This is a genomic window from Microtetraspora niveoalba (genome assembly GCF_001570405.1).
In the GTDB taxonomy this organism is placed as follows: Bacteria; Actinomycetota; Actinomycetes; order Streptosporangiales; family Streptosporangiaceae; genus Microtetraspora; species Microtetraspora niveoalba.
In genome coordinates, this window is the sequence record NZ_BBYM01000005.1 from 216944 (window position 1) to 238228 (window position 21285).

22 protein-coding genes are annotated in these 21285 nt (G+C 70.4%); 8 read left to right on the plus strand and 14 right to left on the minus strand.

Features of this window, described 5'->3' with window-relative positions; genetic code table 11:
* Nucleotides 1–42 precede the first annotated feature (42 nt).
* The 5 genes from AWQ70_RS38615 to AWQ70_RS05595 all read right to left on the minus strand — a co-directional run bounded on the left by AWQ70_RS38615 (nucleotide 43) and on the right by AWQ70_RS05595 (nucleotide 4882).
* Complete coding sequence (locus AWQ70_RS38615; protein ID WP_157529903.1) at nucleotides 43–636, minus strand: hypothetical protein; 594 nt, start codon at nucleotides 634–636, stop codon at nucleotides 43–45.
* Nucleotides 633–2831, minus strand: coding sequence for a hypothetical protein (locus tag AWQ70_RS05580; RefSeq protein WP_067171348.1), 2199 nt, complete (start codon nucleotides 2829–2831; stop codon nucleotides 633–635). The genes AWQ70_RS38615 and AWQ70_RS05580 overlap by 4 nt, the downstream gene beginning before the upstream one ends.
* Nucleotides 2828–3070 carry a hypothetical protein gene (locus AWQ70_RS05585; RefSeq protein WP_067171351.1) on the minus strand — a complete coding sequence of 81 codons (243 nt, stop codon included), beginning with the start codon at nucleotides 3068–3070 and terminating at the stop codon, nucleotides 2828–2830. The genes AWQ70_RS05580 and AWQ70_RS05585 overlap by 4 nt, the downstream gene beginning before the upstream one ends.
* Nucleotides 3071–3401: 331 nt before the next feature.
* On the minus strand, nucleotides 3402–4565 hold the full coding sequence (locus AWQ70_RS05590; protein WP_067171354.1) for a bifunctional WXG100 family type VII secretion target/C40 family peptidase: 1164 nt from the start codon (nucleotides 4563–4565) through the stop codon (nucleotides 3402–3404).
* Between the two features lie 2 nt (nucleotides 4566–4567).
* Nucleotides 4568–4882, minus strand: coding sequence for a hypothetical protein (locus tag AWQ70_RS05595; RefSeq protein WP_067171357.1), 315 nt, complete (start codon nucleotides 4880–4882; stop codon nucleotides 4568–4570).
* A gap of 321 nt (nucleotides 4883–5203) precedes the next feature.
* On the opposite strand from AWQ70_RS05595, the gene AWQ70_RS05600 reads away from it, so the two are divergent.
* Nucleotides 5204–5533 (plus strand): DUF427 domain-containing protein, encoded by a 330-nt coding sequence (locus AWQ70_RS05600; protein ID WP_067171360.1) that lies wholly within the window; start codon nucleotides 5204–5206, stop codon nucleotides 5531–5533.
* Between the two features lie 56 nt (nucleotides 5534–5589).
* Here the strand turns inward: AWQ70_RS05600 and AWQ70_RS05605 are convergent, their stop codons facing one another.
* From AWQ70_RS05605 to AWQ70_RS05620, 4 genes are all read right to left on the minus strand, one after another.
* Nucleotides 5590–6342 carry an SRPBCC family protein gene (locus AWQ70_RS05605; protein WP_067171361.1) on the minus strand — a complete coding sequence of 251 codons (753 nt, stop codon included), beginning with the start codon at nucleotides 6340–6342 and terminating at the stop codon, nucleotides 5590–5592.
* 1 nt (nucleotide 6343) lies between these two features.
* A complete protein-coding gene (locus AWQ70_RS05610; RefSeq protein ID WP_084516545.1) occupies nucleotides 6344–6958 on the minus strand; it encodes an ArsR/SmtB family transcription factor in 615 nt (204 codons plus the stop codon).
* Between the two features lie 147 nt (nucleotides 6959–7105).
* Complete coding sequence (locus AWQ70_RS05615; RefSeq protein ID WP_067171364.1) at nucleotides 7106–8848, minus strand: pyruvate dehydrogenase; 1743 nt, start codon at nucleotides 8846–8848, stop codon at nucleotides 7106–7108.
* A gap of 108 nt (nucleotides 8849–8956) precedes the next feature.
* A complete protein-coding gene (locus AWQ70_RS05620; RefSeq protein WP_067171366.1) occupies nucleotides 8957–9589 on the minus strand; it encodes a hypothetical protein in 633 nt (210 codons plus the stop codon).
* Nucleotides 9590–9763: 174 nt separating this feature from the next.
* Between AWQ70_RS05620 and AWQ70_RS05625 the strand changes: the two genes are divergently transcribed.
* The 3 genes from AWQ70_RS05625 (at nucleotide 9764) to AWQ70_RS05635 (ending at nucleotide 12463) form a co-directional block, all read left to right on the plus strand.
* Nucleotides 9764–10567: an inositol monophosphatase family protein gene (locus AWQ70_RS05625; protein ID WP_067171458.1), complete on the plus strand. Its 804-nt coding sequence runs from the start codon at nucleotides 9764–9766 to the stop codon at nucleotides 10565–10567.
* A gap of 70 nt (nucleotides 10568–10637) precedes the next feature.
* On the plus strand, nucleotides 10638–11465 hold the full coding sequence (locus AWQ70_RS05630) for an alpha/beta hydrolase (protein ID WP_218004426.1): 828 nt from the start codon (nucleotides 10638–10640) through the stop codon (nucleotides 11463–11465).
* Nucleotides 11466–11545: 80 nt separating this feature from the next.
* Nucleotides 11546–12463, plus strand: coding sequence for a GNAT family N-acetyltransferase (locus tag AWQ70_RS05635; RefSeq protein ID WP_157529904.1), 918 nt, complete (start codon nucleotides 11546–11548; stop codon nucleotides 12461–12463).
* A 98-nt stretch (nucleotides 12464–12561) separates the two neighbouring features.
* On the opposite strand, the gene AWQ70_RS38620 is transcribed toward AWQ70_RS05635, so the two are convergent.
* Nucleotides 12562–13173, minus strand: coding sequence for a TetR/AcrR family transcriptional regulator (locus tag AWQ70_RS38620; RefSeq protein WP_067171370.1), 612 nt, complete (start codon nucleotides 13171–13173; stop codon nucleotides 12562–12564).
* Between the two features lie 92 nt (nucleotides 13174–13265).
* Between AWQ70_RS38620 and AWQ70_RS05645 the strand changes: the two genes are divergently transcribed.
* The gene (locus tag AWQ70_RS05645; protein ID WP_067171462.1) at nucleotides 13266–14210 is read left to right on the plus strand and encodes an alpha/beta fold hydrolase; all 945 of its coding nucleotides are present in this window, start codon (nucleotides 13266–13268) and stop codon (nucleotides 14208–14210) included.
* Between the two features lie 354 nt (nucleotides 14211–14564).
* Complete coding sequence (locus AWQ70_RS05650) at nucleotides 14565–15806, plus strand: acyltransferase family protein (RefSeq protein WP_067171372.1); 1242 nt, start codon at nucleotides 14565–14567, stop codon at nucleotides 15804–15806.
* A gap of 166 nt (nucleotides 15807–15972) precedes the next feature.
* On the opposite strand, the gene AWQ70_RS05655 is transcribed toward AWQ70_RS05650, so the two are convergent.
* Together AWQ70_RS05655 and AWQ70_RS05660 are read right to left on the minus strand one after the other, a co-directional pair.
* Entirely contained in the window at nucleotides 15973–17304 is a 1332-nt protein-coding gene (locus tag AWQ70_RS05655; RefSeq protein WP_067171373.1) for a TolB-like translocation protein, read from the minus strand.
* On the minus strand, nucleotides 17304–18170 hold the full coding sequence (locus AWQ70_RS05660; protein WP_067171376.1) for a hypothetical protein: 867 nt from the start codon (nucleotides 18168–18170) through the stop codon (nucleotides 17304–17306). The genes AWQ70_RS05655 and AWQ70_RS05660 overlap by 1 nt, the downstream gene beginning before the upstream one ends.
* 261 nt (nucleotides 18171–18431) lie before the next feature.
* On the opposite strand from AWQ70_RS05660, the gene AWQ70_RS05665 reads away from it, so the two are divergent.
* A complete protein-coding gene (locus AWQ70_RS05665; RefSeq protein ID WP_067171378.1) occupies nucleotides 18432–19583 on the plus strand; it encodes a methyltransferase in 1152 nt (383 codons plus the stop codon).
* A 26-nt stretch (nucleotides 19584–19609) separates the two neighbouring features.
* Here the strand turns inward: AWQ70_RS05665 and AWQ70_RS05670 are convergent, their stop codons facing one another.
* Nucleotides 19610–19975: a nuclear transport factor 2 family protein gene (locus AWQ70_RS05670; RefSeq protein WP_067171380.1), complete on the minus strand. Its 366-nt coding sequence runs from the start codon at nucleotides 19973–19975 to the stop codon at nucleotides 19610–19612.
* Between the two features lie 119 nt (nucleotides 19976–20094).
* On the opposite strand from AWQ70_RS05670, the gene AWQ70_RS05675 reads away from it, so the two are divergent.
* Nucleotides 20095–20898, plus strand: coding sequence for a helix-turn-helix domain-containing protein (locus AWQ70_RS05675; protein ID WP_067171382.1), 804 nt, complete (start codon nucleotides 20095–20097; stop codon nucleotides 20896–20898).
* 67 nt (nucleotides 20899–20965) lie between these two features.
* Here the strand turns inward: AWQ70_RS05675 and AWQ70_RS05680 are convergent, their stop codons facing one another.
* Nucleotides 20966–21172, minus strand: coding sequence for a hypothetical protein (locus tag AWQ70_RS05680; RefSeq protein WP_084516546.1), 207 nt, complete (start codon nucleotides 21170–21172; stop codon nucleotides 20966–20968).
* Nucleotides 21173–21285 lie beyond the last annotated feature (113 nt).

Sequence of the window (21285 nt, forward strand, 5' to 3'; positions counted from 1 at the left end):
TCCGCATTTACCGGGAGCGACTGCCCGCCGGCGTCTCCGGCGCTATCGGCCGGGGACGCATTCGTGCACCTCGCCGTAACGCTTCTGCGCGATCCGCATCAGCGCGATCAAATCCTTGATCGCGTCCCGCCCCTTCGCGACCTGGTCCAAACGAAGCGTGAGCAGCTGCTCCTTGCCGTCACAACGGAACTTCGCGGTCACCTGATACGGCTGCTGCGTCACGGAGCCATAGTCCGGCACATACGCGGCCATGCCCGTTCCGAGCTCCTCCGGCAGCTTGACCCCGCCATGCCTGGCGTACACCCCCAGCCGATCACGAAGAAGGTAGTCGATATCCTCTCGCGCCGTTCCCCCCTGTTCACTTATCCAGTCAACCGCCAATGGGTAAGGGGGCGCGCTCTGCGCCGAGCAGCTGCTGTTGCTCTTGCTACCGTCCCGTTTTTCGGTGAAGCTTCCGGTGATCCCACTGACCAGAAGAAAGGCTCTCTGAGGAACGAGATCGCACAGATAGGGTGCCGAGTCCGCGACAGGCCGATCGCTGGCCGCGCCAGGCGGCGGAACGGCGTGATCGGATGTACAAGCCGCGAGAAGACAAACGGCGGACGACAGCGCGACGAGCAGGTGTGTCGTCCTCACTTGCCACCTCCTGGCGACGCCGGAATCTGAAGGCTGAGATAGTCGTCCACTTCCGTGGTGTCACGAAACGTACGCTGAAATCGGTCCAGCAGATCGTTGCTTCCGCCGTTCCAACGGGTCCAATTCAGAAAAGAGATGTACTGTTCCGGACTCATCTCGGCGAATGGTTTGATTCGCGGCGGACTCCCTGTGGTGAAAGTCCGATCCTTCAAGGCCACCCGATCGAGCATGCCTTTTTTGAGCATGGTGGTGGCGATCATCTGCTCGGTCAGGCGTTCGACGGCGAGGCGGTTGTCGGCCAGGGCCGCGTGGGTCGCGTCGAGGCTGCGTCCCTCCGTCGCCATGACCTGGGCGACCTGCTTGGAGACCTCGTCGTACGCCGATCCGGTGAGCTTGTCGTACTGGCTGGTGAGCAGCTTCCCGAACGCTCCGCTTGCCAGCTCACCGACCTGTTTGGCGCCCGGGACGGGGAACAGTCCGATGGCGTCGCGGACCATCGCGCGCAGCGCCTCGTCCGCCTTCTGGTCATACTGCCCCTCGGCGATCAGCGCCTGGCGGCGGATCTCCACGAGGTGGCCGAAGGGCCGCGCCTCCGCCACCGTACGGTCCACCAGGAACTGGTGGACGTCGGCCTTGCCGACCCGGCCGTCCTCGTCGAAGTCGTACAGCTTGAGATCGGCCTCGGTGAAGCCGAAGCGCTTGAGGTTCGATCGGTCGAGGCCGACCGGGGGCACGGTGTCGAGCGCCGCCCTCATGTGCTCGGTCTGCGCGCGGATCAGCGCCTCGAACCCCACCTCGTCCGTGGTCGCCAGCGCCAGCGCGTACGACATGTCCTGGGCGGCGACCTTTCCGAACGTGTCGTGATGGAGCAGCAGCCGGGACAACTGGTCGATGTTGGCCGCGACGGCGCGGGCGAGGGGGTAGCGCAGAGGTGCGAGGCGGTCGAGCGCCTCCTTGTCGGCGATCTCCAGGTTGCCGTCTCCCGCCTTGCCGAACGCTCCGCGCACCTCGTCGGCGAGGATCCCGGTCATCTCGGCGGCCAGCTTCCGCGAGGTCGGATCCTGACCGGTGGTCCCGGCCAGCAGCACACGTTCGAGGGCGGCGAACTCGCCGCTGAAGTGGAAGGCGTCCAGCCGCGTCGTCAGCAGGTGCGCGAGCACCGACTGCTTCCATCCGGGCGGGGTGTGGTCGAGCAGGGCGTGCGCCGCGTCCTTGTCCGATCCCGCCACGCGCAGCAGGCCGTCCATGACGGACGCCTTGTCCTTGGCGACCACTCGCGCGCCCGGTTTCAGCAGCCCGCCCAGGCCGAGCGCGGCGGACAGGTCGTACAGCGGGACCTTGCCGAGCCCGACGCCCTCGCCGAACGACCACCTTTCCTTGTACTGCTCCTGCTCGTAGACGACGGCGTCGCGTCCCACGACCTCCATGAATCTCCGCGAGAACGGCGGCTTGCCCTCGTGGGCGGCCCAGATCAACGCCTGCGCCTGGTAGCCCGCGTAGCTTTCGACGTCGCCCGACGTGTGCCGCGCACGGCCCTGTTCGGCGAGATCCTTGAGGAACCGGTCGCCCATGTACGCCGGATTCTTCGGATCCGTCGCCCGGGCCAGGATGTCGCTCAGCATACGCAGCGTCTTCCTCCCCTGGGCGGACAGCCCGGCCAGCGCCTCGGTTTCGCCGTTCAGGCGGGCGGCGCGCAACGCGGCGGCGAGGGAGCCGGGCAGCTCGGTGACGCCCTTCGCACCGAGCTGCCGCAGAAACGCGGTGACGAAGTCGCCGTTCCCGGCCTTCGACGTGTATTTCTCCAGCTCGGCGAGGGCGGCGGTGTCGCCGCTCGCGACGCTCGCCGCCGCGCGGCCCGCCAGAGTGCCGTCCATGAAACCCCGCGCGGAGTCGAGGGCGTCGGGCATCCCGAAGAGCGTGCCATCGGGCGTGCACACGCCGAACGCGACCTGCTGCCGCTCCATCTCGTGGACCATCGCCTGGCGTCGTCGCAGGTCCTCGGCCTGCGTGCCGACGCGCCTGGCCAGGTCGCGCAGGCGCAGCGCCGGTCCGGTGTCCAGCCCGGCCCCTTGGAGCTCGCCGTACAGCGCCTGCGCCAGCCGGTCGAGCTGCCCGGCGGCGCGGGTGTGCCCGGCCGTCATCGTGTCGAAATCAGGCTGTTTGACGCCGGTGAACCCCTGGCTCTGGCTCGTCATGCCGGGTCCGGCGGCGCGGCCAGCTTCTCGCGGGCGCTGCGCGACGCGGCGGTGAGCAGGTCCTGCAGTTCGCGCTGCGCGGCGCGCACCTCGGCGCAGAACTTCTCACCCGCGGGCCCCACCCATGCGCCGTTCTCCATCGACCTGCAGGAGGGGGTGAGCGCCGACCAGTGCTCGTCCGACAGCCGCTGGATCCGCGCGGCCGCCGCCCGCATGGCCTCACGATCGAGGTTGGCCAAGACGATCTCCTCGCATGAATCGCTGCGCACAACAGGGGTGAAGGGGCGGCGTCCTTCACGCCGATCACGCTAATCAATAATGACCTGTCGAACAACGCCGCGCGTCATATCCGATTTTCGGTTTTCAACAACCCTCTATTTAGCTAATTACCAAACCAAATCGGGTCGTTCCGGCCGCATGACACGGAATTCCGCCGGTCACGATGACCGGGCTCTCGGTGGGAGTACGTCGCCGAGATGACCGGGCGGCGGAAGAGAGAGCACCGGTCCCCGGCGAGCACAGCGTCCCGGCCGCCCCCTCGCCGGGAATCGCCGGTCGGATTCGCGACGGTCAGGGCATGCCGGGGCGGGTGAAACCGACCCGGGGAGTCGAATAGGCGGCGTAGCTCTCGATCCGGACCACCGAGCGCGAGTTCGGCGCGTGGATCATCGTGTGCTTCTCCGGGTCGAGCACGATGCCCACGTGGTCCGGGCTGCCGTCCCCGTTGTTGTCGAAGAAGATGAGGTCGCCCGCCTGCTCGCTGCCGTCCGGGATGCGCGGACCCTGGGACCACTGGGCGGCGGCCACCCTGGGGACGGTGATCCCCGCCGCCTGGTACGCGCGCAGGGTCAGGCCCGAGCAGTCGAAGGAGTCCGGCCCGGTCGCCCCCCAGACGTACCGGTCGCCGAGCTGCTTGAGGGCGTAGTCGATCACGGACTGGGCCCGGGGGTTCTTGGCCAGGCTGCGGGCGTTGGGGGGCGGCGTGACCGACCCGTACCCGCTGTACCCGCCGGATCCGCCCGAGCCCCCCGAGCCGCTCCCGCCGCCGGAGCCGTTCCCCGCGCCCTGCCCGCCGGGCTGGGAACCGGGGTCCGCCCCTGGCGGCGCGCCGTCGTAGCTCGCGACCTGGGTGGCTCCCACGGGCTGGAAGGCCGGGTCGGGCAGCCAGCGCATGTTGGGTTTGTTGCCGGGGACGAAATCTTGGTCTGTCGGCAGGCCGATGGCCGAGAAGAACGCGACCCCCGCGGTCTCGTTGAGCTTGGCGGTCACCTGCTTGAGCGTGTTGACGGCCTGCTGCTTCGAGGCCTCGGCGCGGGTCACGCCGTCGTCCACCTGGATCCTGAGGTACGTCATCGAGATCGTGCTCGAGTTCTGGCGCTGCTCGTCGATCCACGCGCGTTTCTCGTCGTAGATCACCTTCGCTTCCGCCCTGCTCGTGTTCAGCGCGGTCCGGGCGCTCTCGAGCTGGGTGGCGCAGCTCGTCAGCGCGGCGCTCAGGTTGGCCGCCGCATTGGGATATTTCGCCATGAATTCCGCGAAACGGTCGGCGGCTTCTCCGTTCCATGCGTTGTTCACCGTGCCCACGGCGCGGTTCAGCGTGTCGGTGTACGTGACGACGTCGTCGGCCGCGTTCCTGAGGCGCGCGGTGATCGCGGAGATCCCGGCCTCGTCCACGATCAGCGTGTCGATGACCCGCTGGATGGGCTGGAGATAGATGTCCCATTGGTCGGCCACGGCTACACCTCCCGGGAGTCGCGAGAGTCGCCGGTTTCGACCTTGTTGGCATTCGCGACGTTGTCGGCCACTTGGTGCAGGGCCGACTCGACGTTGACCAGGCTGTTCTCGGCGTATCCGATCTCGGCGCCGAGATGCTTCAGAAGCTCGCCGACGGCCTTGGCGAGGTTGGCGGACGCGTCATCGATCACCCCGAAATAGGCGTTGCCCACGTACGGCAGCCCCTCGTCGGCCTCGCTCTTGAACTGGTGGGAGACGGCCAGGGCCGTGCCCGCGCAGTCTCGCAGCGTGTTGACGTAGATCTCGAACCCCGCCATGAACCTCGCCCCAGACGTCGGTCGCTTCTCCGGTTTTACCACTTTTGGTGATCGATTTTCCTGATCGCCGAAAGTCATGGGAAGACGCCTCGGATTCGTCACGCGCGGACGGCGGCATCGAGCGCCGGGGAGCGCCGCACCCGCGCCGCCGCGACGATCAGGGCGGCGACCAGCAGGTCGTAGAGCTGCCAGAGGACCGACCGGCGGCTGGGGGGACGCGAGGAATCCGCGCATACCCTCGCGGATGCGCTCGGCGGGGACTATTTCCGCCCGCGGGGATGCTGACCGGGAGAGACCGTCGCCGAACAGCGAGGAGGCACCATGTCCGAGGGCCACCGCATCACCATCGAGCAGGGCGGCCGGCACGTACGCGTCGAGCGCGACGGCGTGCTCCTCGCCGAGAGCCGCCGCCCGCTCCTCCTTCACGAGACGGGTCTGCCCGTCCGCTACTACCTTCCGCCGGAGGACGTGCGCACCGACCTGCTGACGCCGTCCGAGACCCACACGCAGTGCCCCTTCAAGGGCACGGCGTCCTATTGGTCGCGTCCGGACGCGAAGGACCTGGTGTGGGCATATCCGGACCCCAAGCCCGAGGTCGCCCAGATCAAGGGCCACTTCTGCTTCTACGACGTCGAGGTCCTCGACGACTGAGCACCGGCACGGCGTCGGGCCCGGCCGGGAAGCCGGGCCCGAGGCGTGCGGCGAGGTCAGGCGAAGGAGCGGCTGAGCCAGGACTGCCAGGCCTCGTCGAGCCGCTCCCCGGCCACGCTTCCGGAGAAGTCGTGCTGTTCGGCGACGACGCTGCCCTCGTGGCCGTGGATCAGCATGTAGATGCCGTCGCCGCTCCGGAACCCGAGGAAGCTGGGATACCGGGCGAACTCGACGACCCCCTCGACCGGCGGCAGGCCCTCGATGGAAAGCCGCACCGGGTCGCCCTCGTCGATCTTCTTGCCGCTCAGGCCGAGGGCGTCCCCGAACACCTCCCAGACCCGGTCCGCGTCCGGCACCCGCGGCCCGACGGCGAACACGTTGTGCGCCGAGTGGCGGCCGGCGAAGTGGCGAAGGTAGAGGGCGAGCTTCCGCAGGTACATACGGTCGCCCACCTTGAGGGCGTCGTACTCGGCCTCCCAGTCGTCGCCGAGGAAGCCGTTGTGGACGAAGCGCAGCACGGTGCTGCCTCCGTCGCGGCCCTCGATGAGGTACTCGAAGGCCATGAACGTGCCGTCGGGGTTGTCGTCGGACCGGATCGCGTACTTCTTCCCGGGTTCCCAGGCGGTGACGGTGGCGTAGGAGGTGAAGCCCATCATCTCCTGGCTGGTCCGGCCGCCTTCGCGGGGCTCGATCTCGTTGCGGCCCATGAACCAGGAGTCGACTCCCGGGCCGGTGGCGATCGCCTCCCACACCTGCTCGGGCGTGGCGTCCAGGACGATCTCCTCGCGTACCTCGAACTCGTGCGGCATATCAGGACTCCTCAGTCTGTGTCGTGTTCTGGGGTACGGCTTTCACGCTCGGATGCACGGCGACGATCAACCGGTGATCGCGCCCGCCCTCGGCCGTCTCGTCGTGGTATTTCGAGACCAGCGCGGTGACCGCGGCCGTCAGCTCCTCCGCGAACGCGGCCCGGTCGGCCGCCGAGGCGAACCGCACCTCGCCGTCGAGCGCGTACGTCGCGACCCGCTTGCGCGCCCGTGTCGCGCCCGTGATGAGGGCCCCGATGTCGCCGACCAGCCGGGCGGCCAGGGCGAGCAGCCAGCGCGCCGACAACCGGTCGGGAGAGCGCGCCGGGTCGGGCTGCACGGTCGCGAGCGCCACCGGCGAGATCACGTACGACGCCGCGGTGGCGCGCAGCACCCGCTCGGTGACGTTGCCCTTCCTGCGCTCCTCCACGAGCTCGACGAGTCCGTGCCTCTCCAGGGCCTTGAGGTGGTAGTTCACCTTCTGGCGCGGCAGGCCGACCCGGGCGGCCAGCATCGTGGCCGAGCGGGGCTCGGCCAGCTCCGCCAGCAGCCGGGCGCGCACCGGATCCAGTGAGACCTCGGCCGCGGCCGGGTCCTCGATCACCGCCACTTCCAACATGCGACCCACCGTCCCACCGACAACTTTTTTTGTCAAGAACATCAGAGTTGTCGGGACTCGAATCGCACGGAACCGCGCCCGGGGGAAGAGGGTGCGCCGCGGTCGGCGCCTTCCTCGGCGAGCCCGAGGAAAGACGCGCAACGGCTCCTACGGCCGGGGGATGTTGCGGAGGTTGGCGCGGGCCATCTGGACCATCCGCCCGACGCCGCCGTTCAGCACCATCTTCCCGGCGGAGAGCGCGAACCCCGCGATCTGCTCCCCGGTGATGCGCGGCGGCAGGGAGAGCGCGTTCGGATCGGTGACCAGATCGACGAGCGCGGGGCCGTCGTGCGCGAACGCCTCGCGCAGCGCGTCCCTGACCCGTCTCGGGTCCTCCACGCGCAGGCCGTACGCCCCGGCGGCGCGGGCGATGGCGGCGTAGTCGGTGTGCGGGTACGTCGTGCCGTGCGGCCGCAGGCCGGCGACCATCATCTCCAGGTCGACCATGCCGAGCGAGGAGTTGTCGAACAGCACCACCTTCACCGGCAGCCCGTACTGGACCAGCGACAGGAAGTCGCCCATCAGCATGGAGAACCCGCCGTCACCCGACAGCGAGACGACCTGGCGGCCCCGGCACGCGAGCTGGGCGCCGAACGCCTGGGGCAGCGCGTTGGCCATCGAACCGTGGCTGAACGACCCGATCACCCGGCGGCGGCCGTTCGGCGTGAGATAGCGCGCCGCCCAGACGTTGCACATGCCGGTGTCCACGGTGAAGACGGCGTCGTCGTCGGCCTCCTCGTCGAGGACCGACGCGACGTACTCCGGATGGATCGGCACATGCCCCTCCACGTCGCGCGTGTACGCGTCCACGACGCCGGTCAGGGCGTCCGCGTGCTTGCGGAGCATCCGGTCCAGGAACCTGCGGTCGGCCTTCTCCGCGACCCGCGGGGTCAGCGCCCGCAGCGTCTCGCGGGCGTCGCCCCACACCGCCAGGTCCAGCTTGGACCGGCGGCCCAGGTGCTCGGGCCGCACGTCCACCTGCACGATCCGCACGTCGTCCGGCAGAAAGGCGTTGTACGGAAAATCCGTGCCGAGGAGCATCAGCAGGTCCGCCTCGTGCATCGCCTCATATGCCGCGCCGTAGCCGAGCAGCCCCGACATGCCCACGTCGTACGGGTTGTCGTACTGGATCCACTCCTTGCCGCGGAGCGCGTGGCCGACCGGCGCCTTCACCCGTTCCGCGAAGGCCATGACCTCGTCGTGTGCCCCCGCGGTCCCGCTGCCGCAGAAGAGCGTCACGCGGCGGGCGTCGTCCACCATCCGGGCGAGCGCGTCGATCTCCTCGTCGGCCGGGCGGATGGTGGGGCGGCGGGTGACCAGCGCCAGCTCGGCGGCCCGCTGGGGCGCCTCGCGGGCGGCGATGTCACCGGGCAGGCTGACCACCGAGACCCCCGACCGGCCCACCGCGTGCTGGATCGCGGTCTGCAGCACCCTGGGCATCTGGGAGGGATGGGAGATCAACTCCGAATAGTGGCTGCACTCGGCGAACAGCCGGTCGGGATGCGTCTCCTGGAAGTAGCCGGTGCCGATCTCGCTGCTCGGGATCTGCGCGGCCAGTGCCACCACCGGCGCCATGCTGCGGTGCGCGTCGTACAGGCCGTTGATCAGGTGCAGGTTCCCCGGCCCGCAACTGCCGGCGCACGCGGCCAGGGTGCCGGTGAGCTGCGCCTCCGCGCCCGCCGCGAAGGCGGCGCTCTCCTCGTGCCGGACCTGCACCCACTCCATCCCGGGGGCGCGGCGGATGGCGTCGATGATCGGGTTGAGGCTGTCCCCGACGACGCCGTAGATCCGCCGGACGCCGGCCTGGCCGAGGATGTCGACGAACTGCTCGGCGATGGTCTGCCTGGCCATGGGGTCCCCTCTCGCCGGCCCGCCGGCCGGCTCGCCTCCGCGCTGCTCCTGACCGCCCCTCTGCCCCGCGTCGCCCGTCGCATTACTCATGGCAGGACGGGGTGCCGCTCAGGCGCGGCGGGCGCGCCACAGCTCCACGGCCGCCCACAGGCCGCCGATCGCGATCAGCGCGCCGTGGGCCATCCGGAACGCGGGCGGGGTGAAGAACTGCGGGAGGAAGAGGACGAACCCGGCGGCCAGCGGCACGCCGCTCCACCGCGCGAGCACACCGGAGCGCCAGACGGCGACGGCGGCGAGGACCACGCCGACGCCGAGCAGCACGAGCCCGGTCCCGAACATCGTGACCGCCGCCGGGCCGTACCGGAACTCGTCGGCGAGCACCAGCAGCGACGCGTCCTGATCCTGGAGCGCACGCCCGGCGATGACGTTGAGCCCGAAGACCTCGGCCCCGTAGTACGGGAGCGTCAACCCCACCCCGATCCACGTCAGCACGACGGCGGGCAGGGTCGGCCGCCGGTCGAGGACGAGGTGCAGCGCCAGCACTCCCAGCGTGAGGAGCACGAATCCGACCGCCGCGAACAGGTGCGCCGCCATCCAGGCCGAGGAGGCCATCGCGCTCGCCCCGGCCAGGGTCGTCTCGTCCGAGTACGGCCGGACCAGCGGATACAGGAGGAACAGCACGGCGGCGGCGGCCAGGGAACCGGCTCCCAGGCGGGCACGGGAAGAGCCGAGGGTGGTCATGGACCTCTCCAATCGGAAAGCACGTCGCTCTATTTCGAGAGCAATGCTCTCTATTAAGAACGGCGGTGTCAAGTGAGTTCTATGCTCTGGCGTCGGCGGGACGACGCGGGCCGGCCGTCGAGACACCGGCAGACCGTGATCCCCTTCGCCCGCGGCGGCGCCTATCCTGCGCACATGCCGATCACCGACCAAGAGCTGGCCCTCACCGCGGCGCGAGCGGGCGCCGCCGTCGTCCGCCGCATGTACGGCGCATCCTTGACGCGCGTCCAGAAGTCGGCGGGTGACTTCGCCACCGCCGCCGACATCGAGGCCGAGCGCGCCATCCTGGACGTCATCCGTGCCGCGCGCCCGGACGACGCCGTGACGGGCGAGGAGAGCGGACGCACGGGCTCGGGCGACGCGGAGCGCATGTGGCTGGTCGATCCCCTGTGCGGCACGCTCAACTACGCCGCGCGGACGATGCTGGTCGCGGTGAACGTCGCCCTGCGCGCGGGCTCGGACATCACGGCGGCGGTGTCAGCCGACCCGTTCGCCGACGAGGTGTTCTGGACGGACGGCGACCACGCGTACGTCCGCCGCGACGACGTGGACGAGAAGCTCACCCCGTCGCCCGACTCGCGGTTGGTGGACGTCAACCTCGATCCGCCGTTCCCGAACGCACCGGGCTTCCGGGCCGTCCGGCTGCTCGCCGACGAACGTTTCGCCGAGCGGTTCCGCCCGCGCGTCGTCTCCACCACCCTGGCGGTGGCCTGGGTCGCCGCCGGCCGGCGCGCCGCGTACGTCACCGACGGACACCTGCGGGACAGCGTGCACTTCGCCGCCGGGATCGCGTTGTGCCGGGCCGCCGGCTGCGTGGTGACCGGCATCCACGGTCAACCGCCGTACACCGGGGCGGGCGGGCTGGTCGTGGCGGCCGACCGGGAGACCCACGCCGCCTTGCTGGACGTCATCGGCGACCGGTCGCCGTCCGGCCGGTGACCCCGCCGCCCGCGAGTCCGTACGGCCGACGCGAGGGCCGGCCGCCCGAGCCGGAAGGAGCGTCACCCGCGTGACCGTTCCCGATCTGTCCGAGCTGCGCGAGGGAGCACGGCGGCGAATGGAGACCCGTCCCCGAGGCCCCGAGCTGGCCCGGGTGGAAGATCTCCGCGGGCCGGGCGGGTTGCCGTTGCGCCGCTATCGTCCCTCCGACGAGGAACGGCCCCTGATGGTGTTCGCGCACGGCGGCGCTTTCGTGATGGGCGATCTGGACACTCACGACCGGACCTGCCGGCGCATCGCCGACGCCTGTGACGTGGAGGTCCTGGCCGTGGACTACCGGCTGGCGCCGGAGCATCCCTGTCCCACCGCCATCGACGACGTGGCGGCCGTGGTGCGCTGGGCCCGGCCGACGGCCGTGGCGGGCGACAGCGCGGGCGGCTACCTGGCGACCATGGCCTGCCTGCGGCTGCGGGACTCGGGCGAGCCGCTGCCCGCCGCGCAGATCCTCATCTGCCCCAACACGGACCTGACCCTGGCACAGCCCAGCATCGTCGAGAAGGGGTCCGGCCACGGGCTGGACGCCGACTTCCTCGCCTGGGCCGTCGCGCATTGGACACCCGATCCCTCCGTACGCGTGCGGGCGAGCCCGCTGCTGGAACCGGACCTGCGCGGCATGCCGGACGCCCTCATCGTGACGGCCGAGCACGACGCGCTACGGGACGAAGGCGACGCCTACGCCGCGCGACTGGCCGAGGCGGGTGCGCGCGTGGTGCACAGGCGGGAGGCCGGACTGACGCACGGGTTCATCCAGAACATGGACCTGGTCTCCCCGGAGGCGGCCGCCGCCCACGACCGGTTGTTCGACGACATCGCGGCGCTGGTCCACTCCGCCCGTTGACGGTCGGCGGCCCACGCGCAGCCCAGCCACTGCCGGAAAAGCGGATGAACGGCGGCACACCGCCACGGAAGGATGAGCGCGTGACCGTCACAGCCGACCTGACCATGCGCCCGTACGCCGACCGGGACCTGCCGCTCCTCCGACGGACCGTCGCGGAATGGATCACCGAAGCCGGCCGCTGCGCGTACGACCACATCGGCGAGCTGCCGCACCGCATCTACGAGAACCTCCGCGGCCGCCGCCCGGTCGGCGAACTGGTCCACGTCTGGGAGGACCGGGGCGCGGTCGCCGGCGTCGCCGTCAACCTGCGCTTCGGCGCGGCGTTCGACGTGTTCACCGCGCCGTCGCTGCGCGGCACGGCGGCCGAGCTGCGGATGCTCCGCACCGCGTACGAGACCACGGGCCGCCTCATGGGCGCGGACGAGCCGTTCGTGCTGACCGACCTCTTCGACTGCGACACCACGAGAGCCGACCTGCTCACCCGGCTCGGGTTCGCCCGTTTCCGCGTCTGGGACCACGTCAACGAGCGCGAGCTGGACGGCGGCCTCCCCGAGCCCTCGCTTCCCCCCGGTTTCGTCCTGCGCGGCGCCCGCCTCGACGACGCCGGGCAACTGGCCGAGGCGCGCAACCACTCCTTCGAGGAGAGCTGGACGGGAGATCTGTACCGCTCGGCGGTCATGGAGAAGCCCGGCTACGACCCCGCGCGCGAGATCGTCGTCGAGTCACCCGAGGGACGGATCGCCGCGTTCACCGTCTACTGGACGGACGAGCGCAACAGGATCGGCCACTTCGAGCCGGTCGGAACCCACCGCGACTTCCAGCGCCGCGGCCTCGCCCGCGCCGCCATGCTGTACGCGATGCGGCGCATGGCGGACGACGGCATGACCGCCGTCACCGTGAACCACAACGCGGAGAACCTGGCCGCCGCGCGGCTGTACGCGTCCCTGGGGTTCGTCCGGCGGCACGAGACGTACGGCTTCCGCCGCGCCCGGCCGTAGCGGCCCCCTCGGCCTCGACGCCCTCCGTGACCCGCTTCGCGGGCGGGCCCGCCGGGCCGAAGGCCGGGGCACCGCCGACGTGCCCGGTAGCGGAACCGTCAGGCGGGGACGTCCGGCGAAGGCGCCCGGCCGGGCTCCGCGTGGATCCGGCCGAGGTGGTGGTCGAGGACCGCGGCCGCCTCCTCGACGGCCAGCTCCCCGACCAGCACGCCGTCGGCGAGGCCGCGGGCGAGGCCGAGCAGCGCGTGGGCCTCCGCGCCGGGGTCGACGCCGGGAGCCGGACCGGCGGCCGCCACGAGCGCGGCGATGTCACGATGGACCGCGTCACCGCCCGTGCGGTACAGGTCGCGCACCTCGGGGTCGGCGACCGTCCTGGCCAGGAACGCGTGCCCGGCGAGCAGGAGCACGGGGGCGTGCGCGCCCAGCTCGACGATGGCGAGCAACACGAGCCGCAGCGTTTCCCGCGGGCCGTCGGCGTCCCGGACGGCCTCGCTTACGTGCCGGGCGATCTCCTCCCGGAGGACGTGGGCGCTGGCGCGCAGCAGGTCGGCCTTCCCGGCGAAATAGTGCTGCACGAGCCCCTTGGACACGCCGGCCTCCTGGGCGACCTGCCCGATGCTCACCCCGGCCAGGCCGTCTCGCGCGCACAGCCTGAGCGCCGCGCGGGCGATCTCGGCCCGTCGCGCCGCGTGGTCCACCTGCTTGGGCACGGCCCGCCCCGCCTTTCGCAATACGAATGTATCGTGATATCTAAACAATACGATCGTATCGCCAAAAACGGAGGATCTCGCACGTGGACGACATGGTGCGGCCCAACATCGGTGCCGCGTACCGCCGGAGGCGCCTCGGCCACTTCCCCGACCCGTCGGCCCACGCGCGCTACCGGCGCGCCTACGACCGGGCCATGGCCGACCTTCCGGCGCCCGACGAGATCCGGGACGCACCGACCGGATTCGGGACCATACGCGCCTACCGGTTCGGTGGCGGCGACGGCACGCCGCTGCTCCTGCTGCCGGGACGGGCCGCCGCCACCCCGATGTGGGCGGCGAACCTCAGCGGCCTCATCGGGGCCGGCCGCCCCGTCTACACCATCGACCTGCTGGGCGAGCCCGGCCTGTCGGTGCAGACCAGGCCGTTCACGAGCGCGGCCGACCAGGCCGTCTGGCTCGCGGAGCTCCTGACCGGGCTCGGCCTCGACCGGACGCACCTCCTCGGAGTGTCGATCGGCGGCTGGACCGCCTTCCGGCTCGCCATGGACGCCCCGGAGAAGGTCGCCTCCGCGAGCCTGCTCGACCCGGCCTCCCTCTTCGGCCGGATCACCGGGAAGGCGGTCGTCGTCTCCCTCGGCTCGGTCGTGCCGTTCTTCCCTGAGCGGTGGCGACAGGCATTGCTGAGCTGGATCTCCGGCGGAGCCGACCTCTCCGGCGACGAGCCCGTCGCGGACCTGATCTCGGCCGGGATGCGGGACTTCACCGCCTTCCTGCCCCCGCCGGCGTACCCCGCGGACGACCAGGTGGCCGCGGTCGACGTGCCGGTGCTCGCGCTGATCGCCGGGCGCAGCATCATCCACGATCCGGACAAGGCCGCCCGGCGCGCCCGCCGGCTGCTCGCCCACGGCGTCGTCGAGTTGTGGCCGGACGCCTCCCACGCCATCAACGGCGAGTTCCCCGACCGCGTCAACGCCCGGGTCCTCGCCTTCATCGACCAGGTCGACGCCGCGGACGAGCGCGCCGCACCGCCCCGCTAGCCGGGACGGCGCGGTCGGGCCATCAACGGAGACATGCCGTCCCCGTCCGCTCACCCGAGCCTTGGGCCGCCCACCGACCGAGGAAGTCACCGATCCCGGTATGGCCTTCTGCCATGTTTTGCCGGAAACTGGGCCTGCCGCGCGGGGACGGTGATCGGCTATCGGCGCGTACGGCATTCGAGCAGGTCCGTGCATATTCGAGCGGGCTCGGGCGGCGTACGAGCAGCTCATGCGCTTTTGAGCGGTCCAGGCGATCTGCGAGCGGTTCGGGTGGCGTTCGAGCGCGTCTGACCGTTTCTGACCGTGTCTGACCGTGTTAGCGGCATTCGGCGATGTCCCGGCTGTGGAGGCAGGATGACGGCGGCCCACCTCGATCCACCTCCCGCGATCCGGCCGGAGCGGCGCCCCGAGCTGGACGCCATCCGCGCGCTGGTGGTGGTCGGGCTGGTGTTCTTCCACGCGGCGCTGGTGTTCGAAACGCGTGACGACTTCTACGTCAAGAACGCCGAGACCACCGAGGCGACCACCGTCGTGGCGGGCTTCGCCGTGGTGTGGGCGATGCCGATGCTCTTCCTCATCGCCGGCCTCGGCTCGTGGCACTCCCTCCGCCGTCGCGGACCCGGCGGCTTCGCCGTCGAGCGGCTGCTGCGGCTGGGCGTGCCGCTGCTCTTCGCGACGCTCACGATCCTTCCGGTGCCGCAGTGGCTCCGGCTGCGGGCCGACCCCGGCTACCACGAGTCGTACCTGCGGTTCCTGCCGCGCTTCTTCGACGTACACCTGGACCTGACCGAGTTCCCCTTCATCGTGCGAGGGGAGCACTTCGAGTCCGGACACCTGTGGTTCGTGGTGATGCTGCTCGCGTACGCGCTCCTGCTCGCCCCGCTCGCCCGCTGGTTGCCGCGCGAGCGCGGCCGCCGGATGCGCGAACCGGCCGCCGCGGCCGTACGGTGGCGCGGCGCGATCCTCGCACTGCCCGCGGTCCCGGTCGCGCCGATCACCGCCCTCGCCGGGATGGAGGAGTCGTTCGCCGGGTGGAGCCGCTGGGCGTACCTGCTGTTCTTCCTGTACGGCTTCGTGCTCGCCTCCGACGAGCGGTTCCGCACCGCGATGCGGCGCGACGCCCTCCTCGCCGTCGCCGTCGCCCTGCTTCTGCTGGCGATCGGCATGCCGGGGTTCCTGATCGCGGGCGACGCCCCGGGCGCGAACCCCTTCACGGACATGACCGCGCTCGCGATCGGGGTCCGCACCTTGTACGGCGCGGCGGGGTGGTGCTGCCTCGTCGCCATCCTCGGCCTGCTCGACCGCCGCCGCTCCGCCCTGACAGCGGCGCGGGACGCGGCCGCCTCGGACCGGTCCCGGCGCGAGGGCCCCGGCAGGCGGCTGTACGGCTACCTGGCCGCCGCCGTCCTGCCGCTGTACATCCTCCACCAGCCGGTCCTCGTCGCGGTCGCGTACGGCGTGGTCCGCTGGGACGCCCCGATGCCGGTCAAGTACGTCGCGATCGTGGCGGCCTCGCTCGCCCTGACGCTCGCGGCGTACGAGCTGCTGGTGCGTCGCACACCGCCGACCCGCTTCCTGTTCGGGATGCGCCGCTGACCGTTCCCGCCGCGCCTCCCGTACGCGTGCCTCGCGGCACTCGGATCTCCGCCGAAGAGGACCCGGTACGGGTCACCGTCCGCTCTTTCACAAGGATCTTCCATCCACGGACCGATGTCCCGCGCGAAACATCCCTTCCGCCCAGGGGCAGCGGTCGTGGGGCCTGTCATGCACACCCGGGAAACCGCACCTCCCGCAGGTCTTCCGGGACCTGAACGGGCAGGGGCTCGGCCTCCCCGGTCTCGACATCGACGCGGTAGTAGTGACTGGGCCCGTAGCCGTCGGCTTCGATCACGAAGGTGTCCGCACCGGCCCAGCACTGGACCCTCCGGGGCCTCGCCGTCGCGGGCACGCGCATGCTACGCCGACCGGTGCGCAGGCCATATCGGATGAAGTGGTTCTCGTCCTCGTCGAGCGCGATCCACGTCTTCCCATCGGGGGACAGGGCACGAAAATTCTGGTCCTCCGTACGGAATACAACCCTGCCCCGGAAATCGACCGCCAGGACCCCCTCTAAGTCATCGACCAACAGGGCATGCCCGCTCGCCAGCCAGCCCCTCAGTATCGACTCCGAATCGAACCCGGGAACACGCCGCCGCTTGCCGTCCCAGACATACAGCTTGCCCCTGAAAGTGAACGCCAGGCGGCGGCCGTCAGGCGAGAAGTACAGCGAGTAGTCCGAGCCATTGGCTTTCGACACCTTACGGACCTTCCCCGACGGAAGGTCATACACGACGACCTCGTTCTCTCTCCGGCTGTGATAGGCCACCCTGCGGCCGTCCGGGCTGATCTCGAGGTCGTTCGGCGTGGCGTCCTCGACCGACAGTCGCTGGTTCCCCCATGTGACCACGACCCAGTAGCTCCCGTCGATGAGCACCGTTCCCGGCGCATCAACGCGGTAGGCGTACCGGATCACGGCCTGCGTGGGACCGCGCAACGACTCCCGCCCCGAAAAGGCGAGGGGGACGACGGGGCGGCTCGTGCGCCCTTCGAGCGAAGCACCTGAGGCCGAGCAATAACCCATGACGAGGACGAAGGCCGCGAGGCAGGCGATGAAGAGACCCCATCCGGTTCCGGGCCGCCCGGGCTTGCGCTCGGCGGGCGCGGGAAGGTGCTCCGTCATGGCCCGCAGCTCGGCGACGAGAACGGCGGGAGAAACGGCAGCGACGCCGTCGGCGCCCAGAACGCGGACCGCCCTCTCGCCCGCCCGTCGCACAGCTCCCCTACTTCGCCCGCACAACCAAGCGGTTTCCTCCTCGGTCCAGCCGTCATGGTGTACGGCGACCAGGACGGCACGCTGCAAATTGGACAGCCCCTTCCCCCAGCCCGGATCGGGCCAGAAGCGGAAGCGGCTGAGATAGGACCGATAGAGCGTGAAGAAGGCGTCCTTCGTTCCGTTCCGGTCACGCAGCGCCTTCTCCGCCATGCGCTCGGCATACGGCGTGCGCCCGCCCAACAGCGACGCCGTCCGGCGGACCGGCTCGTGCCACTCCGACATCAGCGGACCTTTCCGAAGACGATCGAGCCGGTGTACGGGATGCCTGTCGAGACGCGCTCGCCTGTTCCGGCGTCGATGGCGATGTATTCGTCCTTGTCCCGGAAAGCCTCGTTTCGCGCGACCACGGTGTCGGCACCCGCCCACTGCAATTCGGTGAGCCCCGAGGGCAGGGACCGCACCGGCTGTCCCGTGGCGGTGTCGTAGATCGAAGCCGGCTCCCCGAAGTCGATGTACCACCGAAGGTCCGCGGACATATCGCGGGGAAGCTCCTCCTCCGACCGGAAGCGAGTCGCCGTTCCGTCGAAGCGAATGGCGTCGATCGAGACGTCGACACCGTCACAGCCCGCACTGCCCATCAGCGCGTCGGCGGTCAGCCCGTAGGCCCAGCACACGTTGTCGAGCGTCCTCGTCCGCCCCGTCTCGAAGTCGGTGACGAACGTCCGGCGGTCCTCACTGGTGGACACGGCGAAGTGGCGGCTGTCGGCGGAGCTGGCCACCGAGGTGATTCCGATGATCTCCTCAGCCGTCAGGCGCGGGGTGAGCGGGCGGATGGAACCGGAACGGAGATCCTCGGCGAGGTAGCGGAGCTCCCGCACGTCGAAGTAGGCGACGCGGTGCCCGTCCGGGGTGATCTCGATGGGAATGCGGCCGGTGTCGTACATCGACGACGAGCGGACATGGCTGACGGCCGTCCTGAGCCGGACGTCCATGCCAAATGGCACGTGCAGCGTCCACCCGACGCAATCAATCACGATTCCGCCCGCGGGCGTGGGCTCGAAGAAGTCGCTGGGGCACGGTGCGGGCTCGCCGTACGTGACCGCCTGCATATTGCGCCCGAACGCCCCCTGACAGGCGACCAGCCCCACGCACAACGCGGCGATGCCCGTCCACCTGCGGATGCGTCGCCGACGCGCGAGTCTCGCCCACGGATGTGTCACGAAGGACAGTGCTACAGAACATCGATCACAAACGAGTCAATGTCCGTCCGCCCTGTTCTGGCACTCCTTCGCGCCGTCGAGGCGTCTGAACGACGGTACGCCTGACCTGTCCTTCTCTCCTGACGGCCGTCGGCTCGCCCCGAGGCGGATTACCCGGCACGTCGCGTGACTCGCTAGCCTGGCAGCGCAATGAACCGTTTGACGACGTCGAGGGGTGACTTCGACCTCGCCCGCTTCCCCGAGGATCCTCGCGACCCGTTTCGCGCCTGGGACGCGGCGGACGAGTACCTGCTGCGGCACCTCGACGGGATCGACGGCGAGCGGCCGATCGACCTGTCCGGCCGCGTGGTCGTCCTCGGCGACCGGTGGGGCGCGCTGGTCACCGCGATGGCCGATCATCGGCCCGTACAGATCACCGACTCCTTCCTCAGCAGGGAGGCGACCCGGGCGAATCTGACGCGCAACGGTGCCGACGTGGACACGTCGCGACTCCTGACCACCCGGGACACTCCCCCGGACCGGATCGACGTGCTGCTGATCCGGGTCCCCAAGAGCCTCGCGCTCCTGGAGGACCAGCTTCACCGCCTCGCCCCCCACGTGCACGCCGACACCGTCGTCGTCGGCGCGGGCATGGTCACCGAGATCCACACCTCGACCCTCAGGCTCTTCGAGCGGATCCTCGGGCCGACCAGGACGTCGCTGGCGGCGAAGAAAGCCCGGCTCATCTTCTGCTCCCCGGACCCTCGGCTCTCCCCGGGCCCCAGCCCGTGGCCGCGGCGCTACGCCCTGCCGGATGGTGTGGGAGCGGCCTCGGGCCGGACCGTCACCAACCACGCGGGCATCTTCTGCGCCGATCGCCTCGACATCGGCACCCGCCTCTTCCTGCGAAACCTTCCTCGCCGCCCCGGCCGTACGCGGATCGTCGACCTGGGCTGCGGCAACGGTGTGCTCGGAATGGCCATGGCGGTGGCCGACAACGAAGCCGAGGTGCTCTTCATCGACGAGTCCTACCAGGCGCTGGCTTCGGCCGAGGCGACATGTTCGGCCAACGTCGATTCCCCGGTGGAGTTCCTGGCGGCCGACGGCATGTCGGGCGTGCCGGCCGGGACGGTCGACCTCGTACTGAACAATCCGCCGTTCCACACGCACCGGGCGACGACCGACGCGACGGCCTGGCGCATGTTCCACGGTTCACGGGCCGCGCTCCGCCGGGGCGGGGAGTTGTGGATCGTCGGCAACCGGCACCTCGGTTACCACGTGAAACTGCGCCGGCTCTTCGGCAACTGCGAGGTCGTCGCCAGCGACCCGAAGTTCGTCGTGTTGCGGGCCGTCAAACGCTGACCGCGCGGCGGCTCGGGGCCCCGGTGTCAGGCCGGGACCTTGTCGAGGAAGCCGTACACGTTCCGGATCCGGCCGTCTTCGGACAGCACGGCGACGTCGAAGCCGACCACGACCGGCTCCGTCGCCCCTTCGGGTCCGAGGTGCCAGGTGAACCGCATCGTGTCATGGTGGCCGTCCACGGCGCCCCCCAGCGTGAACACCAAGCCGGGGAACATCTGCTGAGCCCCGGCGATCACCGCGGCGATGCCCTCGTGGCCGGTGACCGCGGCCAACGGGTCGGTGTAGCCGCCGTCCTCGGTCCACAGCTCGGCGACCGCTTTCGCCCTCGCGTCGGCGTCCGTCTCGTTCCACGCGGCGATGTACCTCTCGGCCGTTGCGGCGAAATCACTCATCTCGACTCCTTCGGTCCGTCTCGTTCAGCGATGTCCGAACGGTGTCACGGGACCCGGAACCCAGGCGATTACGTGCCGGGTAATCGCCTGGCGTCCCGGACGCCGGATAGCGTCGGGGGGTGACGGCAGCCCAGCTCTACCAGCGGCCCTTCGGCGAGTTGCTCAGGCAATGGCGCGAGCACCGGCGGATGAGCCAGCTCGATCTCTCGCTCCAGGCGGAGATCTCGACCCGGCATCTCAGCTTCCTGGAGACCGGCCGGTCCAAGCCGAGCCGGGACATGGTGCTCCACCTCGCCGAGCACCTCGATCTCCCCCTTCGGGAACGCAACCACCTGCTGCTGGCCGGCGGGTACGCCCCGATCTACACCGCGTCACCCCTCGACTCACCGCAGATGGCGGCCGTGTGCGACGCGATCCGCCGGCTGCTGACGGCCCACGCCCCCTTCCCGGCCGTGGTGGTGGACCGGAACTGGGACCTGGTCGACGCCAACGCCGGGATCGGGGTGCTCAGCGAGGGCATCGATCCCGATCTGCTGACCAACGTGCTGCGGGCGAGCCTCCACCCCGAGGGGCTCGCCCCGCACATCGTCAATCTCGGGGAGTGGCGCGCGCACCTGCTCGGCCGGCTCAAGCGGCAGATTTCGGTCACGGCCGACCCTCAGCTCGGCGAACTGTACGCGGAGCTGCGCGACTACCCCTGTGACCAGCCGGAGCCCGAGGTGGACATGCCCGGCCCCGGCGACATCTTCGTCCCGCTGCGGGTCCTGCGGGCGGGGCGGGAGTTGTCGTTCTTCAGCATCGTGGCGACCTTCGGCACCCCGCTCGACATCACGGTCTCGGAGCTGGCCATCGAATCGTTCTACCCCGCCGACCCCGCGACCGCCGCCTTCCTGCGCGACAGTGAGAAGCCCGCCCTGAGCTGAACTCCCGGCTGGAGGCGCAGGAGGCGGCCGCCTCTGCCGGCCCTGCGCTCGTTCGGGCTTGCTCCGGCTACCCGTCGCGGTCGTCGAGGGTCATCTCCGCGCTGTAGCTGTCGCCGCCGAAGTGCGCCAGCGCCGTCCGTAGCCGCTGGATCATCGCGGTGCGCTCGGCGTCGCGCACCGAGATCTTCGCCAGGACGTAGCCGTACTTCTCGCCGGCGACCGCGTGCTTCGCGGCCCAGTCCTTCTCGGGTTCCGCACCGTCGTTGAACCTCACAACGACGAGGTGGGACTTGCCGGACGGCTCGGCGATCACTCCGACGCGACGCAGACGGTCGATCCTTGGCCAGGCAACGTCCCACCAGGTCCACCAGCGGCGCGGGCACCCCG

What these genes read in the sequence shown, in the direction of transcription:
- AWQ70_RS05580 (WP_067171348.1), bottom strand. Translation starts at nt 2,831, where the DNA reads ATGACGAGCCAGAGCCAGGGGTTCACCGGCGTCAAACAGCCTGATTTC.
- AWQ70_RS05595 (WP_067171357.1), bottom strand. Translation starts at nt 4,882, where the DNA reads ATGGCGGGGTTCGAGATCTACGTCAACACGCTGCGAGACTGCGCGGGC.
- AWQ70_RS05600 (WP_067171360.1), top strand. Translation starts at nt 5,204, where the DNA reads ATGTCCGAGGGCCACCGCATCACCATCGAGCAGGGCGGCCGGCACGTA.
- AWQ70_RS05605 (WP_067171361.1), bottom strand. Translation starts at nt 6,342, where the DNA reads ATGCCGCACGAGTTCGAGGTACGCGAGGAGATCGTCCTGGACGCCACG.
- AWQ70_RS05610 (WP_084516545.1), bottom strand. Translation starts at nt 6,958, where the DNA reads ATGTTGGAAGTGGCGGTGATCGAGGACCCGGCCGCGGCCGAGGTCTCA.
- AWQ70_RS05615 (WP_067171364.1), bottom strand. Translation starts at nt 8,848, where the DNA reads ATGGCCAGGCAGACCATCGCCGAGCAGTTCGTCGACATCCTCGGCCAG.
- AWQ70_RS05620 (WP_067171366.1), bottom strand. Translation starts at nt 9,589, where the DNA reads ATGACCACCCTCGGCTCTTCCCGTGCCCGCCTGGGAGCCGGTTCCCTG.
- AWQ70_RS05625 (WP_067171458.1), top strand. Translation starts at nt 9,764, where the DNA reads ATGCCGATCACCGACCAAGAGCTGGCCCTCACCGCGGCGCGAGCGGGC.
- AWQ70_RS05645 (WP_067171462.1), top strand. Translation starts at nt 13,266, where the DNA reads ATGGTGCGGCCCAACATCGGTGCCGCGTACCGCCGGAGGCGCCTCGGC.
- AWQ70_RS05650 (WP_067171372.1), top strand. Translation starts at nt 14,565, where the DNA reads ATGACGGCGGCCCACCTCGATCCACCTCCCGCGATCCGGCCGGAGCGG.
- AWQ70_RS05655 (WP_067171373.1), bottom strand. Translation starts at nt 17,304, where the DNA reads ATGTCGGAGTGGCACGAGCCGGTCCGCCGGACGGCGTCGCTGTTGGGC.
- AWQ70_RS05665 (WP_067171378.1), top strand. Translation starts at nt 18,432, where the DNA reads ATGAACCGTTTGACGACGTCGAGGGGTGACTTCGACCTCGCCCGCTTC.
- AWQ70_RS05670 (WP_067171380.1), bottom strand. Translation starts at nt 19,975, where the DNA reads ATGAGTGATTTCGCCGCAACGGCCGAGAGGTACATCGCCGCGTGGAAC.